This is a genomic window from Haladaptatus sp. SPP-AMP-3 (assembly GCF_049568665.1).
Taxonomy (GTDB): Archaea; Halobacteriota; Halobacteria; order Halobacteriales; family Haladaptataceae; genus Haladaptatus; species Haladaptatus paucihalophilus.
Genome location: NZ_CP145899.1, coordinates 54,762 through 80,984, shown reverse-complemented (window position 1 = coordinate 80,984; position 26,223 = coordinate 54,762). Strand labels below are relative to the sequence as shown.

Below are 26,223 nucleotides of genomic sequence, written 5' to 3'. Positions count from 1 at the left end.
ACAAAACCGCAAAACCGTCCAAACAATATAAAACCGCGTCAGACGTTCACAAATAAACCACTAAAACGGCGGTACAGGAGCTAAGAATGGCAGATATCATATAATCCAAACTGTCAGAACTGGCAAAACTAGTTTGGCGGTACAAACTACCGGAGGGAAACGGATGTCTCTGGGGAGGTTCGGACGGTTTTGATAGTTTGGACAACGGTGATTATTTTGTCGGTTGTGACAGTTCTGCTAGTTCGATCGGGTCGGACAGGATCAGTGGTGGTAACGAGTGGAATAGAAAGCAGTGAGACCGCTCGGACAGGAGAGATAGTTTTGATGGTTTTGATGAGATAGCCAGTTTTGACGAGATGGGCGGGAAAGAGTTTGACGCGTACGATAGCGCCGTTCGACGGCGGGGCCGACGTGCGAACGAAGCCACTACCGATGGCGACAACACAGCGACCACGCACCGAGTTCAGACGGGGCGCTGTCGCCGTGCAACCGCGATGATGAGCGTTCCGACGGCGAGCACCAACACCCCGATTGCGACCAGTATCAGCGGTGCGTTCACGCCGGGAACGAAATTCTCGAAGAGGAGCACGGCACCGATCAGGAACAGAGCCGCACCCACCCAGAATCGCCCTGTTTGTCCCAACATCCCGCTAGCAATTCGGTCGGTATGAGCATAAAAAGAGCGGCGGACAGATGCCTGGCAGAGGGATGAGCGGGAGACGGGTGACTGGTACACTGGCCACATCGGAACCCACTTATCTACACTCGAAATTCAATCGGTATGAACCGACGACAGTTCGTCGCCGCGATCGGCGTCACGGCGCTCGGTGGCTGTTCGGCGCTCAACGGGGACGACGAGGTTGCGACGCCGACGTCCGGTCCAGAAGGCGGAACGACCACGGTAGAGATGAAAACCGATGGGAACGGGTCGTACTTCGACCCGATCGGGTTGTACCTCAAACCGGGCGATAGCGTGACGTTCGTCGTGAAGGGTGGCAACCACTCGGCGTCGGCCTACCACCCGGACAACATCTACGCCGAAACCACTCGGATTCCCGAGAATGCCCCCGCGTGGGGAAGCAAAGTCCTCCAAAAAGGCGAGTCGTACGAACACACGTTCAACGCCGTCGGAACGCACGATTACTACTGTATTCCGCACAAGCCGCTCGGAATGGTCGGGCGCATCGTCGTCGGAAAACCGGGCGGCCCTGCCGACGGCAGTATGCCACCGGACGGTGAGGTACCAAAGACGAAGTCGATCCTCGAAGAGGGGTCGGTGTCGTACGACGAATTTAGCGGGTGAAAGCGTGACCGCAACCGAGGAAAACACCAGTCCCCCTCTCGACGAGTGACCCGCCCTCGGATAGTCCCAGTGGTCGCTCCCAGAACCGTCCGTCGTACCGACTGGTGTCCGAGACAATCGGGGTTCAGGGCGTTCACCGATAACGCAAAAAAACTGCTACCGAGTTTTTTCACGATTAGTATTTGACGGGTGAGAACGGAGACAAAATGCTCCGTCCGATTCCGCACGTCATCGTATGCGATGATGTCTCAAGGAAATACTATAGGGGTTCGGTCATTAGTTGTCGTCGGGATGAAAAAACAAGAGCTTATTCATCTGCACGGACTGCTTTCGGAAGTACGAAACCGGTTTGAGACACAGACCGATTCTACTTTCGACCTCTCGGCATACGACGAACAAACGACGCGGCCAACTTCTATCCACCATTCGAAAAACGACCACCGAGAAGCAGTGCTCAAACTGGCAAACGATCTCACGACGAGTATGACGAGCGAGGAGACCGAAACGGTCGCCCCTCACGCCGACTAATTCCTACACAGAAGTATCGGAGAACTGGACGAGACGCGAGCGATAGCTATCGGTACTGAATCCTCACCGGAGTGAACACGAGAACGACCGCATTTCATCGCTAGCAAACCGACGCCGGGTTGACTGGGGAAATTTTGATGGCCGATGAAGACAGCAGCGGAGCGAGACCACCGAGGAGAAATTAGTATATCGGAATGGGGTTTAAAGAAGGTGGAAATCAGCGCCGTCATTCGATTTTTCCGAGATAGACGGGGCTTCCGCTTAGATTCGTAATGGGAAGTGAGTTGGTATCGGGGGGAGAGCGGACCTGCCAGGAACGAATCGGACGACTGGCCGAAAATCTCGAAGTAAAATAAAATCGAGGAATCGTCGTGGTTTGAATGATAATCAGAGTATGAATTCGGTTCAGATTTCAGAGAAGTATACCGATGTCGGTTGACGACAGGCGTGTTACACCGGGATGTCACAGATATATGAAATCGAAATTTCAGCTTCGAAATATACGCGATAGAAGCTGGCTACCATACGTTGATGGAGTTTGAAACGATCTGAAACCATCTGAAATAGATTTCTGGGTTTAAGGTAATCCGGCTACAAATTTCGCTCATAGAAGGGTGTACAGATAGATTGGTCGGATTGGCCGTCAAACATCGACCGTGCGGTAATTGGCTGAAATCGGAAGAATAAGGTACTATCGCCGGTCGTACAAGGTATCCCTTCAGCGAAGAAAACAATGATTGAAGCAGTTCGTGTCCTCTTCGTACCCCCGACTGACGACGAAAGAGTGATAACGACGCTTCGAGAGCGGTCGGACGTCCACGTCGAAACCGCAACGACACCCATCTCCGACGAGATACTCGAGCTGGCTGATTGCGTTGTCTGTACGACTACGCACGATACGGATGTGATGTCGTTTTTCGAGGACGTTCGACGGTCGTCTCCGTCCACCACATGCCTTCTCGTTTCCGAGAGGGTGGACGAGACCGTCCGAGACGTTCTCGACAGGGAGTTAGCGGAGTGGATTCCTTTCGCGGGCGAGGGACAGGCGTTAGTGCAGCGGGTAAACCGTCTCGGGAATCGAATACGTCATCGCAAGCGGCTCTCGGCGGTACAGGATTCACTGAAACGGCTGATGGACGCCGAAACGGAAGACAGAGTGGCCGAGACGACCGTCGACGTAGCACAGACGGACCTCGACTACTCGGCCGCTATCGTCGCGCGATACGATAGCGAACAAGGCGCGCTTCGGCCGGTCGCGTGGGAAGGCGTCTCCGAACCCGACGAACGGCTGTTCGACACCGACGGAGGATTGGGCTGGCGGGCCTTTCTGGAGGGCGAACGGCGTACCGAGCACAGTGACGACGAAGCGGACGATACTCGTCAGATCGCCTTTCCACTCGGTCGGCACGGAACGTTGATAGTCGCCGAGGAGACGCGGACCGACGCCAACGGAACGAAGGCGACGTTGGCTGAGATGCTGATTTCGAACGCCGAAACGGCGTTCAGCCGTCTCGACCGCGAGTGGGAACTCACCACGCAAGAGGCGGCGCTATCGGAAACGGAGACTGCGCTCGAACGCACCCAACGTCGAGAAGCGGTGGTTCGAGACATCCTCGTTGCACTCGTCGAAGCGGATACCAGGAGCGATATCGAACACGACGTCTGTAAACGGTTGACGAACTCGTCCCCGTATCGGTTCGCATGGATCGGCGAGTACGACGCGACGACCGACGAACTCACCGGACGGACGTGGGTCGGCGACGAACAGACATTTCTCGACGAACTCTCGGAGACAAACAGCGAAACCGCCCAAACGACCGCATGGCGGGCAGTTCGGACACGAAAACCGGCAATCGACGACGACTTGCTCGGCGACCCACCGTACGAAACATGGCGACAGGAAGCTCTGAAGCGAGGATACCGGGCCGCGGTTAGCGTTCCGCTCATTTACGGTGGAAGCGTCTACGGCGTCCTCACCGTCTACGTCGGTGACCCGGACGTGTTCAACGACGCGGAACAAGCGCTGCTCGAAGATATCGGAAAAGGTGTCGGGTACGCCATCAACGCCGTCGAGAGCAAAAAAGCACTAGTCAGCGACAGTGCCGTCGAATTGGAGTTTCGAGTATGTGACCCGCAGTTCACGCTCATCAAGTTCGTTCAGATGGCCGACTGTCGCTTCGAGTTCGAGAGCGTCATCCGCGAGACGGACGATACGCTTCGACTATTTTTCACGACGGAGGGAACCACTCCGGAATCGGTGGTCTCGTTTTCCGACCAGTCACTCGTTATTAATGACATTCGACACGTCACGGGAGACGGCGAGCGGGATTTGTTCGAATGTACGGTAACGGGGTCAAACGTGATTTCCCTGTTGCTCGACCACGGTGCAGTTCCGAAGGCTGCGACCGCGGAAGGTTCGGAAGCGAGACTCACGGTCGAACTTCCACAGACGGCCGACGTTCGGCGCTTCGTCGAGACGTTTCAAAATCACTACGACAACACGGAGCTCATCGCTCGACGAAAACGAAACCGACCGGTACAGACGGAACAGGACTTTCGAGCGCAGTTACGACACAGACTTACCGACCGTCAGTCGGAAGCGCTGGAAACGGCGTACTGGAGTGGGTTCTTCGAATGGCCACGCGAAAGTACCGGGCAGGAAATCGCCGAATCGCTCGGCGTCTCACAGCCGACGTTCAACCGTCATCTGCGTGCGTCGGAACGAAACTTGCTGACCGCGCTGTTCGAAGACCGATGAATGTCAGACCGAATTTATACATATTGAAGGTTGGGGGGAAACTGGCTACAAATATAGCTATAACATCCATCAGTCGGCCGTTAATTATATACAAAAGAGATGAGCGGAGAATCCAACAATGTCACTAATCAGCCACACTCTGACAGTTTGACGAAATCGACATCAATGGTGACGAACAGCGACGAAACGGGTATCAAGCGGCAACTGTATAACATTATCGCCGAAGTATCTCTCTCAGGCCCGGACCTGCTTCTTTCTCCGACTATCAAATCCATCACCGACGTCACCATCGAAACCGAACACCTGACCGGAACGACGCCGAAGCACCTCTTCATCTCGGTCCGCGGTGAAGATTTCGAGACGTTCGAGCGAGAACTACAGCAAGACTACACGGTCACCAATCCGGTGTTAGTCGAAACGTACGAAGGTCGTCGCGTGTACCGACTCGAACCGATTTCTACTGTCGAGCTCATCGCGCCACGATGTCCCGAACTCGACGCTCGGATTCTCGACGTGGAGAGCGGTGATGGCGGCTGGGTCGTCCGAATGCAGATACCGACTCGACAAGCGCTCGTTTCGTTCCGGGAATACTGCCTGGAAAACGACGTAACGTTTCGCGTCAACCAACTCGGGAACGCGACGGATCACGAGGAGACGGACGTCGTAGGGCTGACTGAAAAACAAAAGCAACTACTTCGGATGGCCTTCGAGTGCGGGTACTACGAGATTCCACGTCGAATCTCACAGAACGAACTCGCGCACGAACTCGACATTTCCACGTCGGCGATTTCGCAGCGACTCCGCAGGGATACGGAGCAACTCATCGGGAGCGCGTTGGCCGTCAAGAAGAAAGACAACTGAGAGGGCCTGACGTCCCCAACCGCCGTTGATTCGGGTCTTAAAGCGTACACGGTTGAAGCCGTACGCTTTGGGGAGGATGATACGAAGTACTGCTCGATGTCAGGGGATGTCAAGCACACGGTGGCCGCATGAATCCTATCGGTCACCTCGGAATCGTACTGTTAGTGTTCGGATTCGTCGTTTTCGGTCTCGTCGCGCGGGATGAAACACGGGCGGCGAAGATCGTAGTCGTAACGGCGCTCCCGATGGGACTCGCACCCGATATCGACCTTCGCATCACACAACTCGCACATCGAGGACTGACGCATACCATCTGGGCCGCGTTTCTCGCGGGAGGGGTACTCGCCCTTGTCGCGTTCCGTTTCGAACCGCTCGCGCTCGCCGGAAAAAGTGAAGAGACGTTTTACGGATTCGTCACCGGATTCGGTGGCAGCTGTTGTCACCTCGCTGGGGATGTAATCACACCGATGGGTATCAAACCGCTGTATCCGCTACTTGAGAAACCACACACGTTCGATCTCGTCTACGCGAGCAACCAATCAGCGAACCTCGCGCTCCTCGTCTCCGGCGTGATAACGTTCCAGATAGCGGTCCGACAAGCGCGGATTGCCGACCCGATTCCCGCCTACACCCTAGGATTCATTCACCGCGACTTGGGGTTCGAATCCGAATCAGGAACGGATATCGAGACGTAAACCGTACGGGGATTTGTTTGACGGGGATGGAAGAGGGGGAAGGGAGAGAATGGGGAAAAGGAGGGGGAAGGGAGAGAATGGAGGAAGTGAGGAGAGAAGCGAAAACAATAGTAAACAATCCGGTAATTATTCAAATTTTCAATCGAATGGTCAGCGGTAAAAGATGAAGAGAAAATTATATAATTAGATAGAGATGTGTGGTAAGCAAGAACAGAGCGATGAGCGGGAACGATGGACAAGGATGCTTCGTAACGCGGGACACGCGAACGGTTGAGTCGATGGAAGCGGAAGCGAACACCAAAGCGGAAGTAAGCATCAAAACGGAAGCGAACGTCGAAACGTGTTCCTACTGCGGTTCGAGGGTCGAGACCGGCCGATGGCATCCCGTGGTCGCCGGTGACGATGGAACCGGATTTCGGATTCGCGCGTTCTGTGACAAGCGATGCCGAGAGCGATGGCGAGAGTAAAGGGAAGCAGCGTTCGATTTGCTACAGGGTTCACTCCTCGGTATTCGATTGAATTCACTCCTCGGTAACGAGAACCTTTTTCACCACTTTCGGATCTTCGAGAAGTCTGTGTTCGGTGTAGCTACCCTCCGCACTCCCGCCGCTTTGACGTGCCTGTTCGATAACATCGAGGAACGCCTGTTCGCGGAGCAAATCCCGAACTCGGCGGGTCGAAAGCGGGTCACTGTCCATCTGTCGGCAGACCTGTTCGTACACTTCGTACACCCGACTCGTTCGGAACGCGTCCACGTCGGGGTTATCCAGTGAGAGAATTGCAAGCGCCTGCAGCGCGTATTTCGAGTGTGGCGTCGCGCCGCGGATGAGCTCGCGGAATCGGTCGTTTTCCGCGCGTTCGCGGGCCTTCTTCACGTACTCCTCTCGGACCCGTTCGGCGTTTTCTGCCTGTGCAAGTTCGCCTGCGTATCGGAGGATGTCGATAGCCTTGCGAGCGTCCCCGTGTTCCTGTGCGGCCTGTGCAGCCGCGAGCGGAATCGTCCCCGGTTCCAAAACCCCCTGTTTGAACGCGTCGCTACGAGCCTCCATGATGGCTCGCAGTTGATTTGCGTCGTACGGCGGAAAGACGAATTCGCGCTCACAGAGGCTCGATTTGACCCGCTCGTCCATCCGATCCTTGTATTTGATCTTGTTACTGATGCCGATGACGCCGAGTTTGCAGTTTTGGAGTTTTCCCGCTTCACCCGCACGAGAGAGTTGCATCAGGATGTCGTCGTTCTCCAATTTGTCGATTTCGTCGAGGATTATCACGACCACATCGTACAAGTAGTCGAGGATCCGCCACAGGCGCTTGTAGTACGTCGAGGTAGAGATACCCTTGTCGGGAATCGAGATGTCCGTGTCCGGGGTGTTGGTCGTACTCGCAATCGTCTGGACGGCCTGCGTCTCGGTGCTATCTTGAGCGCAGTCCACGTAGGCGACGCCGACGGTGACTCCTTCCTCGTCCGCTTCATCGACGAGGCGACGGGAAACGTGCTTTGCACAGAGTGATTTTCCGGTTCCCGTCTTCCCATACAACAGGACGTTGCTCGGGGATTGGTTAAACAGCGCGGGATTCAGAGCGTTTGCGAGAGCAGAGATTTCGTCATCTCGACCGACGATTCGACCGTGAGTCGGAAGATGATTTATTTCGAGGAGTTCCTTTTTCGCGAAGATGAGGTCCTCCCGAGAGAAGAGTTCGTCCGAGTCGGCGTCGCTCATGGACACCACGTTTCCAGTGAAATCCCTTTACTGTTCCGGGCGTAACACGGATGGCAGTCAACCCGGAGAAGACGCTCACCGGGACGGAAATCGGGGCGTTCCCCTGAGTCCGGTCTGTTACCTCCGCGGTCCGTTACCCACGGATTACTATCGTAGGGATGGGAAGCGATAGCATAGCGATGGCACGAGGACGTAGAGGCATCAGGTGAGGACAACACCAAGTGCGATGATTCCGATCCCGATGATTGTCGACCGTTGTTTTGGATCATATTGATATTTGTTGGGCCCACACATATTGGCCAGAGCTCATTTTGGTCGATGGGTTGGCTAGCTGAGCCGAGACACACACACCACGTTTCCAGTGAAATGGGTTGAAAGGGTAGGTGGAGAGAAGGAGAAGCAGGACCATGTTGCCGCTAAAATATGGCAAACTGAAATCATAAAATGGAAAGTGATAGAATGATTTATGTATATCGGTAGTGTTAAAGTCCATTGAGTTAATCACTATAATAGAAACCCGTGATATCTATCACGGGTTACCGTACCCGAAATAAGGGTTCTATTTCTCGTGACGCGTTTTTCACCGTCTCAGGTCAGATTTCACCGGAAACGTGGTGTGTGCCTCTAACAGAACGAGTGTATCAGCGCGGTTCTCCGGTTCGAGAACTATCGAGTTCTCCGCCTGTTCGTCCACTGGGTTCGTTTCCACGTCCGTCCCATCCACACTACGCTCCCACACACCACGTTTCCAGTGAAATCCCCCGCGACGTAACACACCTCATTTCCGGTGAATTATCGTGTTTCAGTCCTTCCCGTGTTCTGATTTAGGAGTCTCTCATTACGGGCCGGACGTGTTCGAACGATAACCACGTTTAATCACTACCCATCTTTGACGATATCTGTCTTCCCCGAGGACACCACACTTCCAGTGAAATCGGTCTGCTCACCGCCTGTACTGCCGATCTGTCCGTCTGGACTCGTTCTTACGCTTCGGCAGTGTCGTGTTTTCACTTCGTGGTGCTCTCCCTTTTGAGAGACCACGTTTCCAGTGTAAATTCTCCTTTCAACGGAGTTTTCCACCAGTGTATTTTGACCTCGCTTTCTGGCTTTCTCCTCGATATTCCGTCTCTCCCCTGTTCTAAAATCGTATTTTAGAATCCTCAGTTTTCACTGGAAATGCGGTGTCCCCGGAATCCCCCCATGATTCCCAACGCTTCCCCCATAATTCTCAACGTCTCATTAATTTCACAATCTAAAAGCTCGTACTTTCTCTCATAGACAAATATATGTCATTTCTACCTGGTCATACTCCATTTGACCCCCATTTCATCTGCACCCCACCCACCCTTTCATCCCATTTCACTGGAAACGTGGTGTGTGTGTCTCTGTGCTACTTGTTAACCCACAACATCGGATAAAACTGGACGTTTAATTCCTATACCTCCTAATTGCTGACCGCATGTCCTACTCCTAGAAAGCCACCCCGTTCTTAACTTTGACATACGGCACGTCCATTTTCTACTTCCGAGAATCGTCCGAAACGTAGCGATCCGCGATGAGGACGCTTCCGACCCCGAGAATACTGCCTGCACCGACGTCCGTCGCCCAATGGATTCCGAGATACATCGTGGCGACGATGATACTCGCCGACATGGGAATCGCAACGAGCGTCCATCGGGGATACGAGTCCCGGGTTTGGTACGCCAACAGGGCAGAACTGACGGACAGAGACGTATGGAGGGAGGGAAAGACGTTCGTGTTCGCGTTTACCTGTCCGGTCAGTATCTGTGATTCGGGATACGTCGAGTAGAGTAGCGGATGAACGACGTCCGGTATCAGGTTCCGAGGGCCATAGGAAATGAACAGGATGTAGCAGACGAGCCCGAGACCGTAGTTCACCGCGAACGCGACCGCCGCCTTCTTCAACGGCTTACTGTCCTCGAGCGCGAAGTAGGCGACGAACGGGAACACGAGGATGAACACGTACCCGTAGATGTACATGAACGAGAAGTACGTCGTCAACTCCGGTCGTGCGATCGATTGGACCGTTCCGACGAAGTTGCCCTCGATTGCGTAAATCCGACTAGTGATATTCCAGCCGATGAGCCACGACAGTTCGGGACCGAACTCGCGAGCGACCTTGTTCACCACGAGAACACCGAACAACAGGCCGAAGTGTGGATACACCTCGAACAGTCGCTCTCTAAACTGTTCTCTCGCGCGCGTAAGTCCCGTCCGTCCGACCACAACCGTCGTCGCCACGCCGAGCATTAGTAACTCCCCGACGAGCACGAAACCGGTGATTTCGGCTAAGCTCACGCTCTATTCCTCTCGTATTTTTCGTTCATTGGTTTTTCCGTGTCTCATACCTTCGACGTTCGTCCGTCGTCGGTGACGAATCTCGGTCCGATTTCTCATCGTTGCAGCAACTCTCCGTCGTTGGTATATCGATACCCCGCGTCTTTGAACGCCTTCTTCGCGTTTTTCACGTTGAGATTTCCGTCCTTTCCGGGGTACGGTAGCTCCGTGTCCGTTCCGTGCCATCTAAGTTTCGGCGCGAGCGAATCGTGCTGGGCTAACGGGCTCGTGGCTGGTTCGGCGTACTGGTTGAACACGCTATCGACGAGATATTTCTTGTCTAGCAGTTGCGCCACCGCTCGACGGAACCGAACGTTGCTGAACGGTGCCTTTCGGGCATTGAAACCGACGTGGTACAGCGACGATGACTTATCAACGTGTAACTGGACGTTCTCCGCACGACCGATACCGCGAACTTCTTTCGCGGTCACGCCAGTCGCGGTCCCGTCGGCTTCGTCGTTTAGCACGAGTTCGGTTGCCGCCGCTCCCGAGGGTACGACGCGGAATCGTAACGATTCGAATGCAGGACCACCCGCATACCGGTGTATATAGTCCGGCACTGGCGTCGAATCACCGTTCGAATCCAACATCTCGGTATCCGTCTCGATACGTCGGAGAAAATGGTGATCGAACCGCTCGAGCGTCAGAGACTCCTTCATCTTCGCATCCCTGAACTGCCATGGGCCGCTTCCGACGGGTTCCATGTTGCTCCAGACGAGCGCCTTCGTCGTCGTCGAGTCGGCTCTGAACCCGGCGATTTCAGCCTGCTCGTGCTTCGACTTCCAGACGTGTTTCGGTAGCACCGGCGTCGAAAACGCCTTCGTTGCGACCGTTCGACTGGCGTTCTCGAATCGAATTCGGACGGTTCGGTCATCGAGCGCCGTCGCCGACTTCACCAACGACACGGCGTCCCGAAACCGCGGTGCCGGAACAGGACTTTCGAGTGACCCGAGCGAGGTATCGGCGAGGAATTCGTAAGTGAACGCGACGTCTTCCGCCGTGAGCGCGGCACCGTCGTGCCACCACAATCCATCTCGGAGGTGGACGGTCGCTGTGGGCGCGCTCGTGGACGTCTGCCAGTCCCACGACTGTGCGAGCCACGGGCGGATCGCTCCATCTATCCGCCGTCCGAGGGAGTCGTACAGCAGGTCGAGTATCGTTTCGTCGCTTCGAAATTCGACCGCGAGCGGATTGAGGTTCACTGTGGGAGCCGAATCTTGGACGGTCATCCGGAGTGGTTTGCCGCCACCCCTCGCACCCGTCGCGCGTACGGAAAGATATCCAAAGACCGAGTGAATCGTCCCGTATCTTTCCCACCCGCTGAAACCGTCCGTTCTGGTCGCTCGGATCTCGTCGGGGAACGCGACGACGGAAAACGGTTGGTCGCGGGCGATCGCCTGCTGTAGCTTTCGAAGCGTTTTCTCCCGTTTGTTCCCGCTCTGCTTTCGCTGTGCCGTGAGCAGATCATCGACGCTGAGGTTGGCGTAACCGAACGGGTTTTGCCACCCGGTTTCGGCGTCGAATCGGGAATGGAGGAGCGTCCTGAGTTCGTCCGGGTCGTCGATACCGGGATGCTGTCCGACGTAGCAGTCGAACGACTGGTTCAGGAGCACGTCCCGCCATAGCTCGACGCGTCCCATCGGAACGACTCGGACGGCGATTCCGACCGAACGGAGCTGTTTGGCGAGGAACTGTGCGATACGGATTGGCCGTGGGTCCGCGTCCGCCGGGAGGGTCTTTATCGAGAGTGAGACCTGCGTTGGACTGTCGCGACTGACCAACGACCGGGCCTCCTCGATACAGCCGCTGCCGAGCGTCATCCCGAGCGCGGCGAGCAGTTCTCGCCGTCCCGTTTTCGATGTGGACTCCGCCACAGTACGTCGGTCGGATTCCGTGTGTGATGACATGGTGATGGGGTGTCCTCGTCACGCCGCTGGCGAACTGTCCCGTGATAGAGCCGAGATGAGAGTGATTGCTCGAACGAAACAGTATGGGTATTGTTATCTACGGAGAGACGGGCGTGCCGTTTTATTATTCATAACTTAACGTCTTTCTTCCCCTTTCCTTCTGAATGAGCTTTGAGAACACTTTCCATGACACCGATTCCACCACAAAATTAAGTATACTGTGACGTATTTTCTCGTACGTGTCTCTCCCGTTATCGTTCCATGGCTCCCGCTTTATGGTAGGATAGTCCTACACCGTTCATTTTGTGTTCAAACAGTCCTTGAACGGCTTAGCTACGCGATAATAAAAAGTATCCACGTACACGCTATGAAAAAGATGCCCTCCCCGAAGTCGTATCGTCCACGCGTGCCACCCGGTGCCGGTGTCGTCATCTCGTCGATGGCCCTCCCGGACTCTACCCGTGGGAACGGTACGTATGCGAATTGTACGCACAACGGCCAGAAAGAAAGTATAGGCGGCCGTCCATCTGTACGAGCAACGCCGCCCGTCCACGACCGAAGTTGGAGTGAAGCCTGATGTCACATGGTGTCAATGATCGACAGAAATGGGATGTCGTATCGAAGGTAGCTGAGTTAGCGAGCGACGAACGCGTCTGGCTCGCAACGGCGATGGGGACGGGAATCCTCGTGTATTTCACGTACCTGCTGGTTCATCCGTACCCGGCATACGGTGCCGGTCTCTATCTCAAAATCGCCAGTGAAATCAGCGCCCACGGGTACGGCCTTCCCGCTCGAATCCCGCTGTACACGAAGGACGGGGTTCCGTTCGGCTATCCGCCGCTGATGTACTACGTCTCGGCGATACTGATGGACGTGACCGGCGTCGGACCCATCACGCTCAGTCGGTTCCTCCCAGGTCTCGTGACGATCCTGTACCTCGTCCCGTTCTACTATCTCGCTCACGAGGTTCTCGACTCGACGCCGCGGGCCGGGTTCGCCACCCTCGTCCTCGCGGTGACGCCGCCGGTTCTCCAGTGGCACCTCTCCGCGGGTGGCATCGTACGCGCCCCCGCCTTCCTGTTCGTCGTGACCGGCGCGTACACCGGCATCAAGATGTTCAAAACCGAAGAGCGAAAGTGGCTCGTCGCCTCGGCTATCCTGTTCGGGTTGACGATTCTCACGCACCCCGTCTACACCGTGTTCTTCGGCACGACGTACCTGGTGATGTTCCTCTCCTTCAGCAGGACGCCGCGAGGCTTGCTGTACGGTGCGACCGTCGCCGCTGGCGGAATCGCCGTCGCGTCACCCTGGTGGCTTCAAATCGTCGCCATCCACGGTGCCGGCATCTTCACCGCCGCCTCGGGGACGCATACCGGTCTCGGCGGTGGAACCCACCGCTTGCTCAAGCAGTTCGTCTACCCGCTGGACATGAACTGGCCCATCGTGTTTTACATCGGGTCGTTCGCGGGTGCGGCGTACCTCATCGCAAAGCGTCGGTTGTTCCTCCCGCTGTGGATGGTGGCCGGTGCGTACATGCTCGGGAAGGTCCGGTTCCAGTTCCCCGCCGGTGCGATGATGACCGCCGTGTTGGTCTTCGAAGTCATCATCCCGCGGGTTCGAAGCTGGTCGGAGCGGACGCGATACTCGCGGTCGGCACCCTTCGCCGTCATCATCGTCATCACCGTCCTCGTTGCGGGCGTCGGCGTCTCGTTCGCCGGAAGCGGCCTCCACTCCCATCTGGGGAGCACGACCCAGCCATCGTTCGTGGACGACGACGATATGGCCGCGATGGAGTGGGCCCAGCAGAGTACGGCGTCGGATTCCGATTTCGTCGTTCTCGGTGACAGCGCCGAGTGGTTCCCCCTCATGACCGACCGCGCCATCCTCGTCGGGCCGTGGGGTGTCGAGTGGGAAGGCCACAACAACTATCGCCATCAGCTCGGCTTGTACAAGCGCACGTCACGCTGTCCGGGGAAAACCTGCTTGACGAAGAAGCTGATATCGAACGACATCAACCCCGACTACGTGTACATCCCGAAGGGACACTACACCGTCCGCGGAATCGACGAATATCAGAAACCGTGGATGCGCGAGCATCTCGTCGGCTCCGACCGGTACAAGCTCGTCTACGAGAACGAGGGCGCGATGATATTCCGCGTCCGAGAGCCGATGGAACCGACGAAGATACCGGAGGACGGACCGCAACCGGTGTAGCGATTCGAACCGGTATCGTAATTTGAATCCGTGTTGCGACTCGTTTTGACCGACTACCGAACGTATCTCTCTTTGTACCTCGCGTTGACGGTATGAAACACGTCCCGGTCCCTCTTCGATGGCTTCTCGCCGAAAGCCTTCGAATTGCCGCAATCCTTCTTCTCGCCTTTCTCGTCGGCGTGCTCATCGAGGAATCGATCGGTGCGTTCGGTCTCGAACTGTTGTACGGCATCCGGGATGAACTCGCCGCCGTCGTCCAGTACACCGGTATCGTCACCGCGATTCTGTACGCCGTCGTTCGCGGGACGGCGGTCGACTGATCTGACAGAAATAGTCGGCCTCGTCACCCGAGCAGCGTCGAGTACAGGAGCCAGACGTTGAGGACGATGATGAGCGCGATGACGATGCCGAGCACGCCCGTCGTCCGCGACGAGTTTCGGAACGACCCCATGATGCCTTCCTCCCGCGTGAACCAGAGGAGCGGGATGAGGACGAACGGGAGTTCGAAACTCAGCGCGACCTGCGAGGCGACGAGGACGGACGTCGGGTCGAAGCCAGCGATCACGATGGCCAAACTCGGCGCGAGCGTCACCGACCGTCGAATCCAGACGTTGATGTTGAGGTCGAGGAAGCCGTCCATCACCGTCTGACCGGCCATCGTCGCCACGAGTGACGAGGACAGACCCGCGGCGATGAGCGCGATGCCGAACGCCAAACTGGCGTTCGCACCGAACACGCCGGTGAGGGTAACGTACGCCTCGTTGAGCGTCTCGATGCCCGTGCCTTGAAGCGCGGCCGCCGCGACGATGAGCATCGCGGCGTTCACGAACATGGCTCCGAACAGCGCGACGACGGTATCGACGCTTTCCAGGATGTAGTGGCGGCGGTGGACCTCTTCCGTGTCCCCTTCGTCCTCGATGAGACGGCTCCGCCTATCCTGGACGATGTAGGGGTGAAGGTAGACGCTGTGGGGCATCACGGTGGCACCGAGTATCCCGATGGCGATGTAGAGGGCGTTCGTGTTCGGAATGCCCGGCGCGAGTCCGCTCGCTATCTGCCCACCCGTGGGTTTTGCGAGCACCATTTCGAACACGAACGCGAGCGCGATGATGCCGACGAAGGACATGATGACCAACTCGACCCACCGAAACCCGCGCTTGTGTGCGGTCCTGACGCCGAGGAGTGCAAACGAACTGGCTCCGGCGAGGATTGCACCCGCCCAGAGCGGGAGTTGGAAGATGAGACTGAACCCGATGGCCGCTCCGATTATCTCCGCCATGTCCGTCGCTATCATGGCGAGTTCCGCGGCGGCCCAGAGAACGAGGACGACGCGTCGGGGCAATCGCTCCCGACAGAGTTGTGCGACACCCTTCCCCGTCGCAATCCCGAGTTTCGCCGCGATTATCTGAATTCCCATCGCCATGAAACTGGCGAGGACGATGACCCAGAGGAGCGCCGGACCGAACTTCGCGCCGCCGGAAATGTTCGTCGCCCAGTTTCCGGGGTCCATGTATGCGACGCTGATGATGAATCCCGGTCCGAGGTAAGAGAGAATTTCACGGAACGAGTATTTCATCGAATCAGGCCTCCAGGACCAGTAGACGCCGATTTGCGGTCGTTCTCTATTCTACCCATGGGGTTTCCGCCTCCTGAATTTGACTCATCTAATTCTCAGTTTCGCATTCTCAAATATAACGTTGGTGTTTTCACCACCATGTTGCCACGACCGTTCGAACGTCCGGTTCATCGGTCGTCCCGTTCGCTGCCCGTCTTCGGATTCGATTTCGATCTGGATTCCGCGTTACCGTCGGATTCCCTCGCGCGGACCGTCAATACCGGGACGTTCGACCGGCGAACGACGTTCTCGGTGACGCTCCCGAGAATCCCCCGTGCGACGCCGCTTCGGCCGCGAGTTGCGATCACGATGAGGTCGATTCCGTTTTCGACGGCGTACTCGACGATGGTCTCGTGTGGGACGCCTTTCAGAACGTGGCCCTCGATAGGACACCCGCTCTTTCGCCCCTCAAGTATCGCAGTTTCGATGACGGACTCTCCCGGAGGATTGTGCACGTCGGTTAGCACGTTGTCGAGTCCGAGTGGACTGTTCGTCGTATCGAAGACGTAAACGACGTGGATAGTCGCGTCGAACTGCTCCGTGAGACGAAAGGCGTGTTTCAGCGCGCTCGTCGCTCCGGCACTCCCGTCCGTCGGCACGAGTATTTGCTTGTACATCCTCGTTCGCTCGTTCTTATAGACAATCGGTGCCATGCGTGATATGCTCTCGTGCTATTTTCCTTGCTACCCCCGTTCTGTTCTTCTCCCCGCCCCGTTCTGCTCTTCATCCTGTCCCGTTTTACTATTCTCCCGCTACCTTCGCTATCCTCGATTTGATGCCGATAAACTGTCCACCGAATTGGCAAAAACGTCCTTCTCACGGCTCCTCCGCGTCGAACGGTTTTCAACGAAGGGAACCCTTTTGGCCGTCCCGACTGTCGTACGAATCAATGTTCGGAACCAGCGGAATTCGTGGCCCCGTCGGTGACGTCGTCACCGGAGACCTCGCACTATCGGTCGGCCGAGCGCTCGCCGCGACCGGCGCGGAGCGCGTCGTCATCGGACGCGACCCCCGCGACAGCGGTCGATTTCTCGCGGACGCCCTCTCGGCCGGTCTTCGTGAATGCGGCGCGGACGTCGTGAACATCGGTCTCGCCTCGACGCCGACCGTCGCCCGAAGCGTCGAATGGAAGGACGCCGACGCTGGCGTCTCCATCACCGCCTCGCACAACCCGCCGACCGACAACGGAATCAAACTCTGGAACCCCTCCGGGCAGGCGTTCGACGCCGACCAGCGCGCGGAGATCACCCGCGTCATCGAAGACGAAGCGTTCGACCTCGCGAACTGGGACGAGACCGGCGAGGAAACGAAGTGGGACGGTGCACACGATGCACACGTCGAAACCCTCGCCGAGGCCGTCTCCTCCGACCTCTCCGCCGCCGACCTCTCCGTCGTGGTGGACGTGGGCAACGGAGCGGGGGCCGTCACCGCCGACGCGCTCTACGAACTCGGGTGCGACGTGGAGACGCTGAACGCCCAACCCGACGGTCGGTTCCCCGCCCGCCCCAGCGAACCCACCGCGGAAAACTGCCAGTCGCTCTGTGACCACGTGACCGCAACCGGTGCCGACCTCGGTATCGCCCACGACGGCGACGCGGACCGCATGATGGCCGTGGACGAAAACGGCGACTTCCTCTCCGGCGACGTGCTCCTCACCCTCTTTGCTCGTCAGCACGCCGGAGACGGCGAAACGATCGCCACGCCCGTCGACACCAGCCTCATCGTGGAGGACGTGCTAGCCGAACAGGGAGCGGACGTGGTACGGACGCAGGTCGGCGACGTGTTCGTCGCGGAGCGCGCGACCGAACCCGGCGTCGTTTTCGGCGGCGAGCAGTCCGGCGCGTGGATTTGGGCCGACCAGACGCTCTGCCCCGACGGACCGCTCGCGGCCTGTCGTCTCGCCGAACTCGTCGCCGAGAACGGTCCGCTGTCGGAACTCGCCGCCGACGTCGGCGAGTATCCGATTCGCCGGAAAAACGTACACGTTGACGACAAAACCGGCTTGATGGAATCCCTCTCGGAAGCCGTCACCGACCGCTACGCGGACGCCACCACCATCGACGGCGTGCGCGTAACGCTCGACGAAGGGTGGTTCCTCATCCGCGCCAGCGGAACCGAACCGCTGGTTCGAATCGCCGCCGAAGCCCGCGACCCCGACGCCGCGGACGACGTGTTCGAGACGGCGGACGCCTTCGTCGCCGAGTACGCGGAATAGCTGCCCACCGTTTGTTCCTCATCTCTTTTGTGTTCGAATTGGCTGATGGTCTATGGGATTTTGAAAACCTCAAACTATCCTAGGAAATTCATAGAAAGTGCAAGATGAATGAATATGTTCAAAACATATACAATAATATTAAATTATATTAAATTATTATAAGAAAATTAAAATCAAAAAATATTTATACAATAGTAAATTGATTGAACATAATGGATAAAAATAGAAAAAATCTAACTAGAAGAAACGTACTGAAAGGGATCGGGACTGGGGCAGCTGTTCTCACTGCGACGGGTTTGAGCGGAACCACTGTTGGTCAGTCGCTTCCGTATAAAACTCTTCGTGGAACGATTCAGGATCCGATTTCGATCGACGAAATCAAATCTATTAGAAAATCTTTTGCGAATAAACACTCGCAGACCGAGAGAGGGGAGCCAAATCATGCCTTCCTTGATCCGTTTGACCCGTTCGGTGACGGACTGATAATCGGCTACAACGTGTTACCTACCGACGGAACGCCGAAAGAGCAGTACGTCGCAATGCCAAACCCCTCAACGAGGGCCAGTGAAGGTACGATAAGTGCGGAGTCGACGACAAGGCCGAAGTCAACGAATGAGCGCCTCCACCAGAAAGCCGATGAACTGCTGACCCGGGAACTTCAGACAGCACAAACTGATACCATCACCACCAGTTCGACGTATGATATCGACTGGTCGGATTGGTACAGTTTCGGCAGCACTGACGTCTATTATCAGGGTTTTGATGGAGATGCGGATTATAACACGAAACCCGGTAACGTGGAGTTCACGATCGACATCAGGCGCTCCTCTGATAACCCACGAATCGGAGCACGATCTAAAATTCGGATGGAGCCGGGAAGACAAGTGTGTAATGCGGGATACAGCGATTACTGCACTGATGAGGTAGTTCAGACAGGATGGCGCAACCGTCACGCGATCGTCTACCACGACTGGGATCAAAATGTCAACAATACTCCTACCGATGATCTGATCGTCGGAACCGATCCAGCAGGGCAAGTTGACGATATCACTACGACTCGAACCGCAACGTTGAGCCTCAATATCGCGGAGGATCCGTCGTTGACGCTCGGCTACAGCAGTAGTGTGAGTTTCCCAGCTGCTGTGTTGATTGACAAAACAACGAAGAAGACCGGCCGCTCCAAGCATAAGTTCCAAGTCAACAGTCCAACTAGCTACTCATCAAAAAACAATGCTGTGTTTGAGGTCGGAAGCGCAGCGAAATATCAGACGAACTGTGGTGACTTCTACAAACAGCAGTATTTCGAGTTTACTGCCGACTTCATGTGGAATTTGAAGAACGTTGCTCCGCTTATTGATTGGGTAAATGAGGAAAAACAAAGCAAATCGTTTAGTTACTACACATACTGCTAGTAATCATCATGGTCTCGAAACGACCCTCCAGAAGGACCATACTCGTTAGCGGTGGTACCCTAATTGGTCTCGGAATTGCTGGGAGTTCTATCTGGTCTTTCGACTCTGACGACGATCAGATTGGACCCGGTGGACTTACGATAGGAACGGTTCCGAAAGGAAGCGATCCGCTCATCTGGGTCGATACGGACGCAGTTAAAACCGCGGCACAGAAAGCGACTGTCAGTACCCTGCTTGATGCGAGTACATTCGATGACCTTCCCGATGTATTCGTGGAAGGGTTCGACGAGAAGTCTCAGTCGGGAATCGATACGAACGATATTGCCGAACTAGTCCTCGTCGGTTCTGACACGCCCACAGATGGTGGTGCAATCGTCTGGGCTGACTGGAGTAAGGGTGATATCGTGGATCTTCTCGGGACAGACCAACAGATAAAGTCCGGGTCGTACGGAGACCATCCCATCCACACAGTTGGCAAAAAGAGCGTATCTCTCCTTACTGACACTTCCTTCGCACTCGGAACGACGACAGTAGTCAAAAGTATCGTCGATGCTCGAAACGGAGACGTTGGACCTGTCGGTGGCGATACGCTGGACAAGTTCGAAGGTACTGACCACGGAGCAGTTCGATTCTCGTTCAATCAACTCCCGCTGTCGTGTAAGATTCGGCCTGGACAGCGGTCAGCGGCGTACGACAAAGTCACGCAAGTAGTTGGAGCGACCCCGGCATCAGACGTTGCCATCCGACTCCGTTTGTTTGCCGCTTCGCGTAGCGCTGCGGATAAAGTGGCAACAGCAATCCGGGACGATCTTGGTATCCCTGGTAGTAACGATGATGCCGGAAATCTCGACCGAGAGTACCCTAACGAAGTTACCAACGACATCACCGTTAGACATGAAAGTGACTTCGTTACTATCGAATACGGTGGCGTTGCTGATGATACTGGTAAGCACGTACGTAACATCGTTAAAACCGTCTCGTGTCTCACTCTTTCTCCAGAAAAATAGTACTCGGTTTATCTCTCTACAAACTAGTTCTGGACACCAACTATCCCCTCACAGAGAATGTGACGTAGTGACTCTCGATCTGTATCATGACTTCCCATATCTTCACTAGTAAGTAGGATCGTACTCTTTCCTCGCATTTTCTCCATTAGCCTCTTTACGTTTAAGATCTTCCCGGGCGCTACCACCGCTCCCCATCTAGACATCGGGAAGGAAATGGATGACAGCTGTCCCAGCCGGCGTCTGCCACGGCGACGATGGGACATTTCTTACTACTAGATGGGACAAGTAATAAGTTTCGGCTCGCCGGATATCGTTTGTTTCAGCCCGTCTCACATATCTCGACTCTGTTCTTTCTTTCCGTCGTGTCCATCGTCTAATCTGACATTTGGTTCCCGGTTTACTCGGTGGATAATAATGGTCGTTCGGGATGATATCTCGATGATGCCCCTCCCCGATTGGAGTACTCGGTATCTCTCACTCGGCGTCTTCAGCACGACCGGGGTGGCCATCGCGTGGGTGCTCGACGAGACGGCCGTCATCTACGTCGCGTTCACGACCGTTCTCGCGTTCACGACGCTCGCACTGTTTCACGCCTATCGACTCCGCACCCAACCACCACGGGGAAAACTAGACCGCATCCCATGACACTACCCACGGCTTCGATACTCCTCGCGTCACCTACTCGACTGTGACGCTCTTCGCCAAGTTGCGCGGCTTGTCTATCGGACGGCCCAAGTTCTTCGCCGCGTAGTACGAGACCAACTGCAACTGAACGTTTGCGAGGAGTCCCGACCACATGGGATGCGTGTCCGGGATTTCGAGGAAGGCGTCGGATATCTTCTCCGCGGGATGGTCCGCGTGTGCCACCGAGACGATGGGCGCACCGCGTGCCTGTGCCTCCTCGGCGTTCTGGAGCGTCTTCTTGTCCTTGTCGCCGTTGAACAACGCGAAGACGGGCGTGTCAGGCGTCACGAGCGCGAGCGGCCCGTGCTTCAGCTCTCCGGAGGCGAAGCCTTCCGCGTGTTCGTAGGTGATTTCCTTGAACTTCAGCGCACCTTCCTTGGCGACCGCGTTGTTCAGCCCGCGGCCGATGAAGAAGAACGCCTCGCTGCCGGTGTACCTGCTCGCGATTCGCTTGGCGGTCGTGGAGTCGAGGACCGTTTGGACGTGCTCGGGCAGTTTCTGCAACTCCCGGAGCAGTTCCGCTTGGTCGTCCGGCGCATTCACCGTCTCGATATCCTCGGCGAGACGGAGCGAGAGGAGCGAGAGCATGACCGCTTGTGAGGAGAACGTCTTCGTGGCCGCCACGCCGATCTCCGGACCCGCACGGATGAACAACGCATCGTCGGCTTCGCGGGCCGCGGTCGAACCCATCACGTTCGTTACCGTAACGGTTCGTGCGCCACGCTCTTTCGCCCCGCGGAGCGCACCGAGCGTGTCCGCCGTCTCCCCGCTCTGCGTGACGGCGATGACGAGCGTGTTCTCGGTGATCGAACCGGTTGCCGAATCGACGTACTCGCTGGCACGGAACGCTTGTGCACGTATCCCCGTCTGATTGAGGAGCTGTTGTCCGTAGAGCGCCGCGTGGTACGACGTTCCGCAGGCGACGAACTGCACGTCGTCGACGTCCTCGAACGTTCCTTCGGGGAAGTCTTCGAGGATAACCTCGCTGTCTTCCACTCGCCCCTCGATGGTGTTGGTGAGTGCGTTCGGCTGGGTGTTGATCTCTTTGAGCATGTAATGCTCGTAGCCACCCTTTCCGGCGTCTTCGGGGTCCCAATCGATCCGTTCCACGTCCCGCGTGACCATGTTTCCTTCGAGGTCGGTCATCGTCACGCCGTTCGGTTCGAGGACGGCAATGTCACCGTCTTCGAAGTACACGACCCTGTCCGTGTGGTCGAGAAAGGCTGGCACGTCGCTGGCGAGGTAATACTCGTCGTTGTCCAGCCCGAGGATGAGCGGCGACCCCTGTCGGGCCGCGTAGATGGCGTGGACGCCATCGACGAGCGCGGCCACCGCGTAGCTTCCTTCGAGGTCATCGATGGTCTTGCGGAACGCATCCTCGATACTGGACGCATCCTGAAGATAGTATTCGAAGAGATGAGGGATGACTTCCGTGTCGGTGTCGCTCGTGAACTCGTGGCCGTCGCTTTCCAAGCGCTCTTTCAGTTCGGTGTAGTTTTCGATGATGCCGTTGTGAACGACGGCGACGTTTTCCGTCTCGCTCGTGTGCGGATGGGCGTTTTCGTCGGTTGGCGGGCCGTGCGTGCTCCAGCGCGTGTGGCCGATGCCGACGTTCCCCTTCGGGACGCTTCCGACAATGGCATCTTTCAGCTCCGATATCTGCCCTGAACGCTTGTAGACGGATATCCCCGACCCGTTCTGGACGGCGACTCCAGCGGAATCGTAGCCTCGATATTCGAGGTTTTCGAGTCCCGTTACGAGCTTCGTTATCGCATCACCTTCGCCGATGCGGGCAATGATTCCACACATCCTACGTCTCCTCCGTTCGTCCTGCGGGCTGTTCGTACTGTGGCTCCGGGCCGGTATGCGCTCCCGTATCGCGGACCAAGCCGGAACGAACTGCCGCACGTCCGTCTGGTGTGTCAGGGTAGTTCATGGGTGTGTCCTATAGACCCGCCGCCCCAATCGCAGGAGACGACTGGCTCTTGTCTTCGACATTCCGCGCTAACCCCATTACTATAGACTGATTAAGGGGGTATCTTAGCAGGGATGTAAGACGAATGTATGAGTGCTTGCCGCCGTTCCCCCCCGTTCAAATGTGATTTCTACTACCTAAACCTTCATCCGATATGGGTGGAACGAGTGGAAAACCGGCGGTTTCAGCGACTTTTACTGCGGCTTCTCGGATGTGCTGTCCGTATTCCCGGGTTCCTGTCCGTAGAGGATGACAATGTTCTTCCGCCCGATGTTGATCTTGCTGATCTGCTTCCGATCTTCCATCTTCGAAAGGAGGCGACTCACTTTCGATTTCGACCAGCCGGTTCGTTCGATAATCTTTCCCTGTGGAAGCCGTCCGCTGTTCTCGTGCAGGAGTTGCAGCACGCGGTCCGCGTCCGTCGTCACCGTTCCGCCCTGAACCGGTGGCTCCGGTTCGGGTTCGTGACTCGCCTCGTCGCCACCTCCCAACACCATCGGGAGCCAATCCGTCCCGTTCCGTTGTACCAGCAACACCGTTCCGACGAGTAGACTGAGGAGGACGAGGTACAGACCGCCGGTGAGAACGCGACTGTTCGGATTCGTCCCGAAGCGGTGTTCGAATCCGTCGTTCAGACCGTCGCCGTCGCTATCTTTGTTCAGCGGGTTTGTCCCGATCGTGACTTCTTTTCCGTCTTTCAGTCCGTCCCCGTCGGTATCCGCTCTCGATGGGTTGGTGCCGAACTCCTTCTCTCGTCCGTCGTCTAATCCATCGCCGTCGGTGTCCGGTTTGGTTGGGTCCGTGACGCTTGCGACCTCTTCGCTGTCGCTCAGGCCGTCTCCGTCGGTATCCTTCTTCACGGGGTTAGTTCCGACGTCCACCTCCGCGACGTCGGTTAGTCCATCGCCGTCGGTGTCCGCCCGACTGACGTTCGTTCCGAGTTCCTTTTCGCGGCCATCGGTCAACCCATCCGCGTCCGTGTCCTTTCGGGTCGGGTTCGCACCGAGACTTATCTCTTGATAGTCACGGAGTCCGTCGCTGTCCGTATCCGCTTTCGTCGCGTTCGTCCCGTAGTTGTTCACCTCCTCCCCGTCTTCGATACCGTCCTTGTCCGAATCCTTGCTCGATACGTTGGTTCCTATCTCGATCTCCTTTTCGTTCGTCAGCCCATCGTCGTCATCGTCACCCGTTTTCACCATGACGTATACTGAAACAGTCTGCTGTGCGATGACGGTTCCACCGTTTTCGACCGTAACGACGGCTGTTTGAGCGCCATTGATCTTCGACGGAATGCTACCGAACGAGAAGTTGATACGCTCCACCCCGTCCGAGGAGAACGACGCGGCTTGGCACGTCGCGGTGTTCGTAGTCGTGGTATTGTTCGGCGCACGGAAACTCGTACAGATTTGGAACCTCCCGGAGCGGTTTCCGGTGTACACCGTCACGCTCTGGTTGTGTGGTTCGGATCGCCACAGGTAGGTCGTATTCGCCCCGCTTTCCGCGACACCCGACCCAGCGTACGTCACGCTTTGAATAGTGAGCTGGTTACCCGACGGTGTTGCACCGACGGAGGAGGCGGTGGCGAGGAGAAGCAGACAGACGGAGAAGACGGCTAGTTGCCTGTTTGTCATATTGATGTGAAGTCTAGCACCCTGTTTCGTGCGGTGAACCGTTCTATGTTTGGTATTTCCGCGCTCGGTATTTTTCCTTTGGGGTTGGATTTCTACTGCTTCTACCTTTTGTATTTAGCCTGTCTTACTAGTAGGTTACGACCGATATTTACCGTCTTTTCGGGAAATATCGCGAATAGAGATGTGTAAACATGAAAAACACTACTTGTATTAGTGCCAAACTAATACGGAAACGTATCCGTTTTCTCCACTTTGTTCGGTCGTTAGGCGAGCCGTTGTCCAAGCGTTAGCGTCCAGAACATTCCGAGAATCGCGAGACCAACCGTGCCGTGTGGGAGCAGTGCGAAGGGTGAAAATCCGAGCGTCGACCCGGCGAGAAGGGTCGCCCCGAGGCCGGATGCACCGAGGTAGTAGCGCTCCCATCGGGTCGGCTCGTCGTCGCTCCCGTCATCGCTCGTGTCGTCGGCCGTCGTCGGTTCCAAGTATTCGTACAGCACGTTCGCCGTTTCCGTCTTTGTGACCGTCCCGCGACTCTGGTCGTAGTCGATAACCCCTTCTTCGTCGAGTTTCGGCAGGTGGGACTGGTAGAGTGGAATGTACACGCGTTGGCGCTCGCTGGACGTAATCGCCTGAACGGTGCTATCGTTCTCCCACGCGGCGACCTGTTCCGCGAGGTCGCGCATCGAGACTTGTCCCTCCGTGTCGTGGAGGTACCGAAGAACGTTCCGTCGTCGCTCGTTCTGAAGGAGGTGATAGATCTGATCCTCGCTCAGTTCTACGGACGTCATGTCCGTGGAGTTAGACTGTTCTTCGACCTGTTGTGTCGTTGCGCTCATACATGCTGGATTTTTCGGGAAGGTAATAAACGGAGAAGCTACTCCCGGAAGTTGCAGCCAGTTTTCCACATTGTTCATTTTGATTTTCTTACTTTTCAGACCGTTGTATCGAGTTTATCACGGTTCCATCTTGCGATTTCTCACTTTCATGTATTTTCATACTGGATGTGATACGGTATCCTCCTCGGATATCGGATACCATCTCGGATGAGTGTGTTATCTCGAACGAGTGTATTCGTATTACGCGCCCGCGACTAGTCCCTTTAGATACTTGTTAGATGATTGTCTGTGATTCGAGATCTGTTCTTTGTCCCCGTTCCACAATGTACTCGCCCCGAAAAACAGCAATTCTGCGGTGCGAGGCCCTTAGTCAGTGTATAATAAAGCCTACAGGGTTTAATGGATTTCAACGAGGATCGCGTCCGACCGGAGAACCGAGGGTAAGCATCTACCTCCTCTTCCCCTCGCGACTGGTCTCCGGTGTCGGTCGGTAACGGAGAGCA

Annotated in this window: 22 protein-coding genes; 13 read left to right on the top strand and 9 right to left on the bottom strand. The window is 56.3% G+C overall.

What is annotated here, in order from left to right:
- Positions 1–463: 463 nt before the first annotated feature.
- Positions 464–646, bottom strand: coding sequence for a hypothetical protein (locus V5735_RS18870; RefSeq protein WP_007981203.1), 183 nt, complete (start codon positions 644–646; stop codon positions 464–466).
- Positions 647–781: 135 nt separating this feature from the next.
- Here V5735_RS18870 and V5735_RS18865 point away from each other — a divergent pair, with 135 nt between their 5' ends.
- From V5735_RS18865 to V5735_RS18835, 7 genes are all read left to right on the top strand, one after another.
- On the top strand, positions 782–1,303 hold the full coding sequence (locus tag V5735_RS18865; protein ID WP_423746427.1) for a plastocyanin/azurin family copper-binding protein: 522 nt from the start codon (positions 782–784) through the stop codon (positions 1,301–1,303).
- 291 nt (positions 1,304–1,594) lie between these two features.
- Entirely contained in the window at positions 1,595–1,831 is a 237-nt protein-coding gene (locus tag V5735_RS18860) for a UPF0058 family protein (RefSeq protein ID WP_423746466.1), read from the top strand.
- A gap of 733 nt (positions 1,832–2,564) precedes the next feature.
- The gene (locus V5735_RS18855) at positions 2,565–4,589 is read left to right on the top strand and encodes a bacterio-opsin activator domain-containing protein (RefSeq protein WP_423746426.1); all 2,025 of its coding nucleotides are present in this window, start codon (positions 2,565–2,567) and stop codon (positions 4,587–4,589) included.
- 165 nt (positions 4,590–4,754) lie between these two features.
- A complete protein-coding gene (locus V5735_RS18850; protein ID WP_423746425.1) occupies positions 4,755–5,450 on the top strand; it encodes a helix-turn-helix domain-containing protein in 696 nt (231 codons plus the stop codon).
- A 128-nt stretch (positions 5,451–5,578) separates the two neighbouring features.
- A complete protein-coding gene (locus V5735_RS18845) occupies positions 5,579–6,145 on the top strand; it encodes a metal-dependent hydrolase (RefSeq protein WP_423746424.1) in 567 nt (188 codons plus the stop codon).
- A gap of 26 nt (positions 6,146–6,171) precedes the next feature.
- Positions 6,172–6,312 carry a hypothetical protein gene (locus V5735_RS18840; RefSeq protein WP_423746423.1) on the top strand — a complete coding sequence of 47 codons (141 nt, stop codon included), beginning with the start codon at positions 6,172–6,174 and terminating at the stop codon, positions 6,310–6,312.
- A 51-nt stretch (positions 6,313–6,363) separates the two neighbouring features.
- Positions 6,364–6,612, top strand: coding sequence for a DUF7576 family protein (locus tag V5735_RS18835; RefSeq protein WP_423746422.1), 249 nt, complete (start codon positions 6,364–6,366; stop codon positions 6,610–6,612).
- A gap of 54 nt (positions 6,613–6,666) precedes the next feature.
- Here V5735_RS18835 and V5735_RS18830 read toward each other — a convergent pair whose 3' ends face one another.
- From V5735_RS18830 to V5735_RS18820, 3 genes are all read right to left on the bottom strand, one after another.
- On the bottom strand, positions 6,667–7,866 hold the full coding sequence (locus V5735_RS18830) for an orc1/cdc6 family replication initiation protein (protein WP_423746421.1): 1,200 nt from the start codon (positions 7,864–7,866) through the stop codon (positions 6,667–6,669).
- Positions 7,867–9,384: 1,518 nt separating this feature from the next.
- On the bottom strand, positions 9,385–10,185 hold the full coding sequence (locus V5735_RS18825) for a phosphatase PAP2 family protein (protein WP_423746420.1): 801 nt from the start codon (positions 10,183–10,185) through the stop codon (positions 9,385–9,387).
- A gap of 95 nt (positions 10,186–10,280) precedes the next feature.
- The gene (locus tag V5735_RS18820; protein ID WP_423746419.1) at positions 10,281–12,131 is read right to left on the bottom strand and encodes an ABC transporter substrate-binding protein; all 1,851 of its coding nucleotides are present in this window, start codon (positions 12,129–12,131) and stop codon (positions 10,281–10,283) included.
- Positions 12,132–12,707: 576 nt separating this feature from the next.
- On the opposite strand from V5735_RS18820, the gene V5735_RS18815 reads away from it, so the two are divergent.
- A complete protein-coding gene (locus V5735_RS18815) occupies positions 12,708–14,345 on the top strand; it encodes an ArnT family glycosyltransferase (RefSeq protein WP_423746418.1) in 1,638 nt (545 codons plus the stop codon).
- A 92-nt stretch (positions 14,346–14,437) separates the two neighbouring features.
- Positions 14,438–14,665 carry a hypothetical protein gene (locus V5735_RS18810; protein ID WP_423746417.1) on the top strand — a complete coding sequence of 76 codons (228 nt, stop codon included), beginning with the start codon at positions 14,438–14,440 and terminating at the stop codon, positions 14,663–14,665.
- 23 nt (positions 14,666–14,688) lie between these two features.
- Here the strand turns inward: V5735_RS18810 and V5735_RS18805 are convergent, their stop codons facing one another.
- Positions 14,689–15,921 carry an Nramp family divalent metal transporter gene (locus V5735_RS18805; protein ID WP_423746416.1) on the bottom strand — a complete coding sequence of 411 codons (1,233 nt, stop codon included), beginning with the start codon at positions 15,919–15,921 and terminating at the stop codon, positions 14,689–14,691.
- A gap of 167 nt (positions 15,922–16,088) precedes the next feature.
- Positions 16,089–16,577 carry a universal stress protein gene (locus V5735_RS18800; protein ID WP_423746415.1) on the bottom strand — a complete coding sequence of 163 codons (489 nt, stop codon included), beginning with the start codon at positions 16,575–16,577 and terminating at the stop codon, positions 16,089–16,091.
- 272 nt (positions 16,578–16,849) lie between these two features.
- Between V5735_RS18800 and glmM the strand changes: the two genes are divergently transcribed.
- The 4 genes from glmM to V5735_RS18780 all read left to right on the top strand — a co-directional run bounded on the left by glmM (position 16,850) and on the right by V5735_RS18780 (position 21,239).
- Positions 16,850–18,175, top strand: coding sequence for a phosphoglucosamine mutase (gene glmM, locus V5735_RS18795; protein ID WP_423746414.1), 1,326 nt, complete (start codon positions 16,850–16,852; stop codon positions 18,173–18,175).
- 212 nt (positions 18,176–18,387) lie between these two features.
- Positions 18,388–19,587 carry a hypothetical protein gene (locus V5735_RS18790; RefSeq protein ID WP_423746413.1) on the top strand — a complete coding sequence of 400 codons (1,200 nt, stop codon included), beginning with the start codon at positions 18,388–18,390 and terminating at the stop codon, positions 19,585–19,587.
- Between the two features lie 8 nt (positions 19,588–19,595).
- On the top strand, positions 19,596–20,594 hold the full coding sequence (locus V5735_RS18785) for a hypothetical protein (protein ID WP_423746412.1): 999 nt from the start codon (positions 19,596–19,598) through the stop codon (positions 20,592–20,594).
- Between the two features lie 414 nt (positions 20,595–21,008).
- Positions 21,009–21,239: a hypothetical protein gene (locus V5735_RS18780; RefSeq protein WP_423746411.1), complete on the top strand. Its 231-nt coding sequence runs from the start codon at positions 21,009–21,011 to the stop codon at positions 21,237–21,239.
- Positions 21,240–21,272: 33 nt separating this feature from the next.
- Here V5735_RS18780 and glmS read toward each other — a convergent pair whose 3' ends face one another.
- The 3 genes from glmS to V5735_RS18765 form a co-directional block, all read right to left on the bottom strand.
- Positions 21,273–23,087: a glutamine--fructose-6-phosphate transaminase (isomerizing) gene (gene glmS / locus V5735_RS18775; protein WP_423746410.1), complete on the bottom strand. Its 1,815-nt coding sequence runs from the start codon at positions 23,085–23,087 to the stop codon at positions 21,273–21,275.
- A 360-nt stretch (positions 23,088–23,447) separates the two neighbouring features.
- Positions 23,448–24,884, bottom strand: a complete 1,437-nt coding sequence (locus V5735_RS18770) for a DUF7343 domain-containing protein (RefSeq protein WP_423746409.1) — start codon at positions 24,882–24,884, stop codon at positions 23,448–23,450.
- A gap of 263 nt (positions 24,885–25,147) precedes the next feature.
- The gene (locus V5735_RS18765) at positions 25,148–25,720 is read right to left on the bottom strand and encodes a DUF7344 domain-containing protein (protein WP_423746408.1); all 573 of its coding nucleotides are present in this window, start codon (positions 25,718–25,720) and stop codon (positions 25,148–25,150) included.
- Positions 25,721–26,223 lie beyond the last annotated feature (503 nt).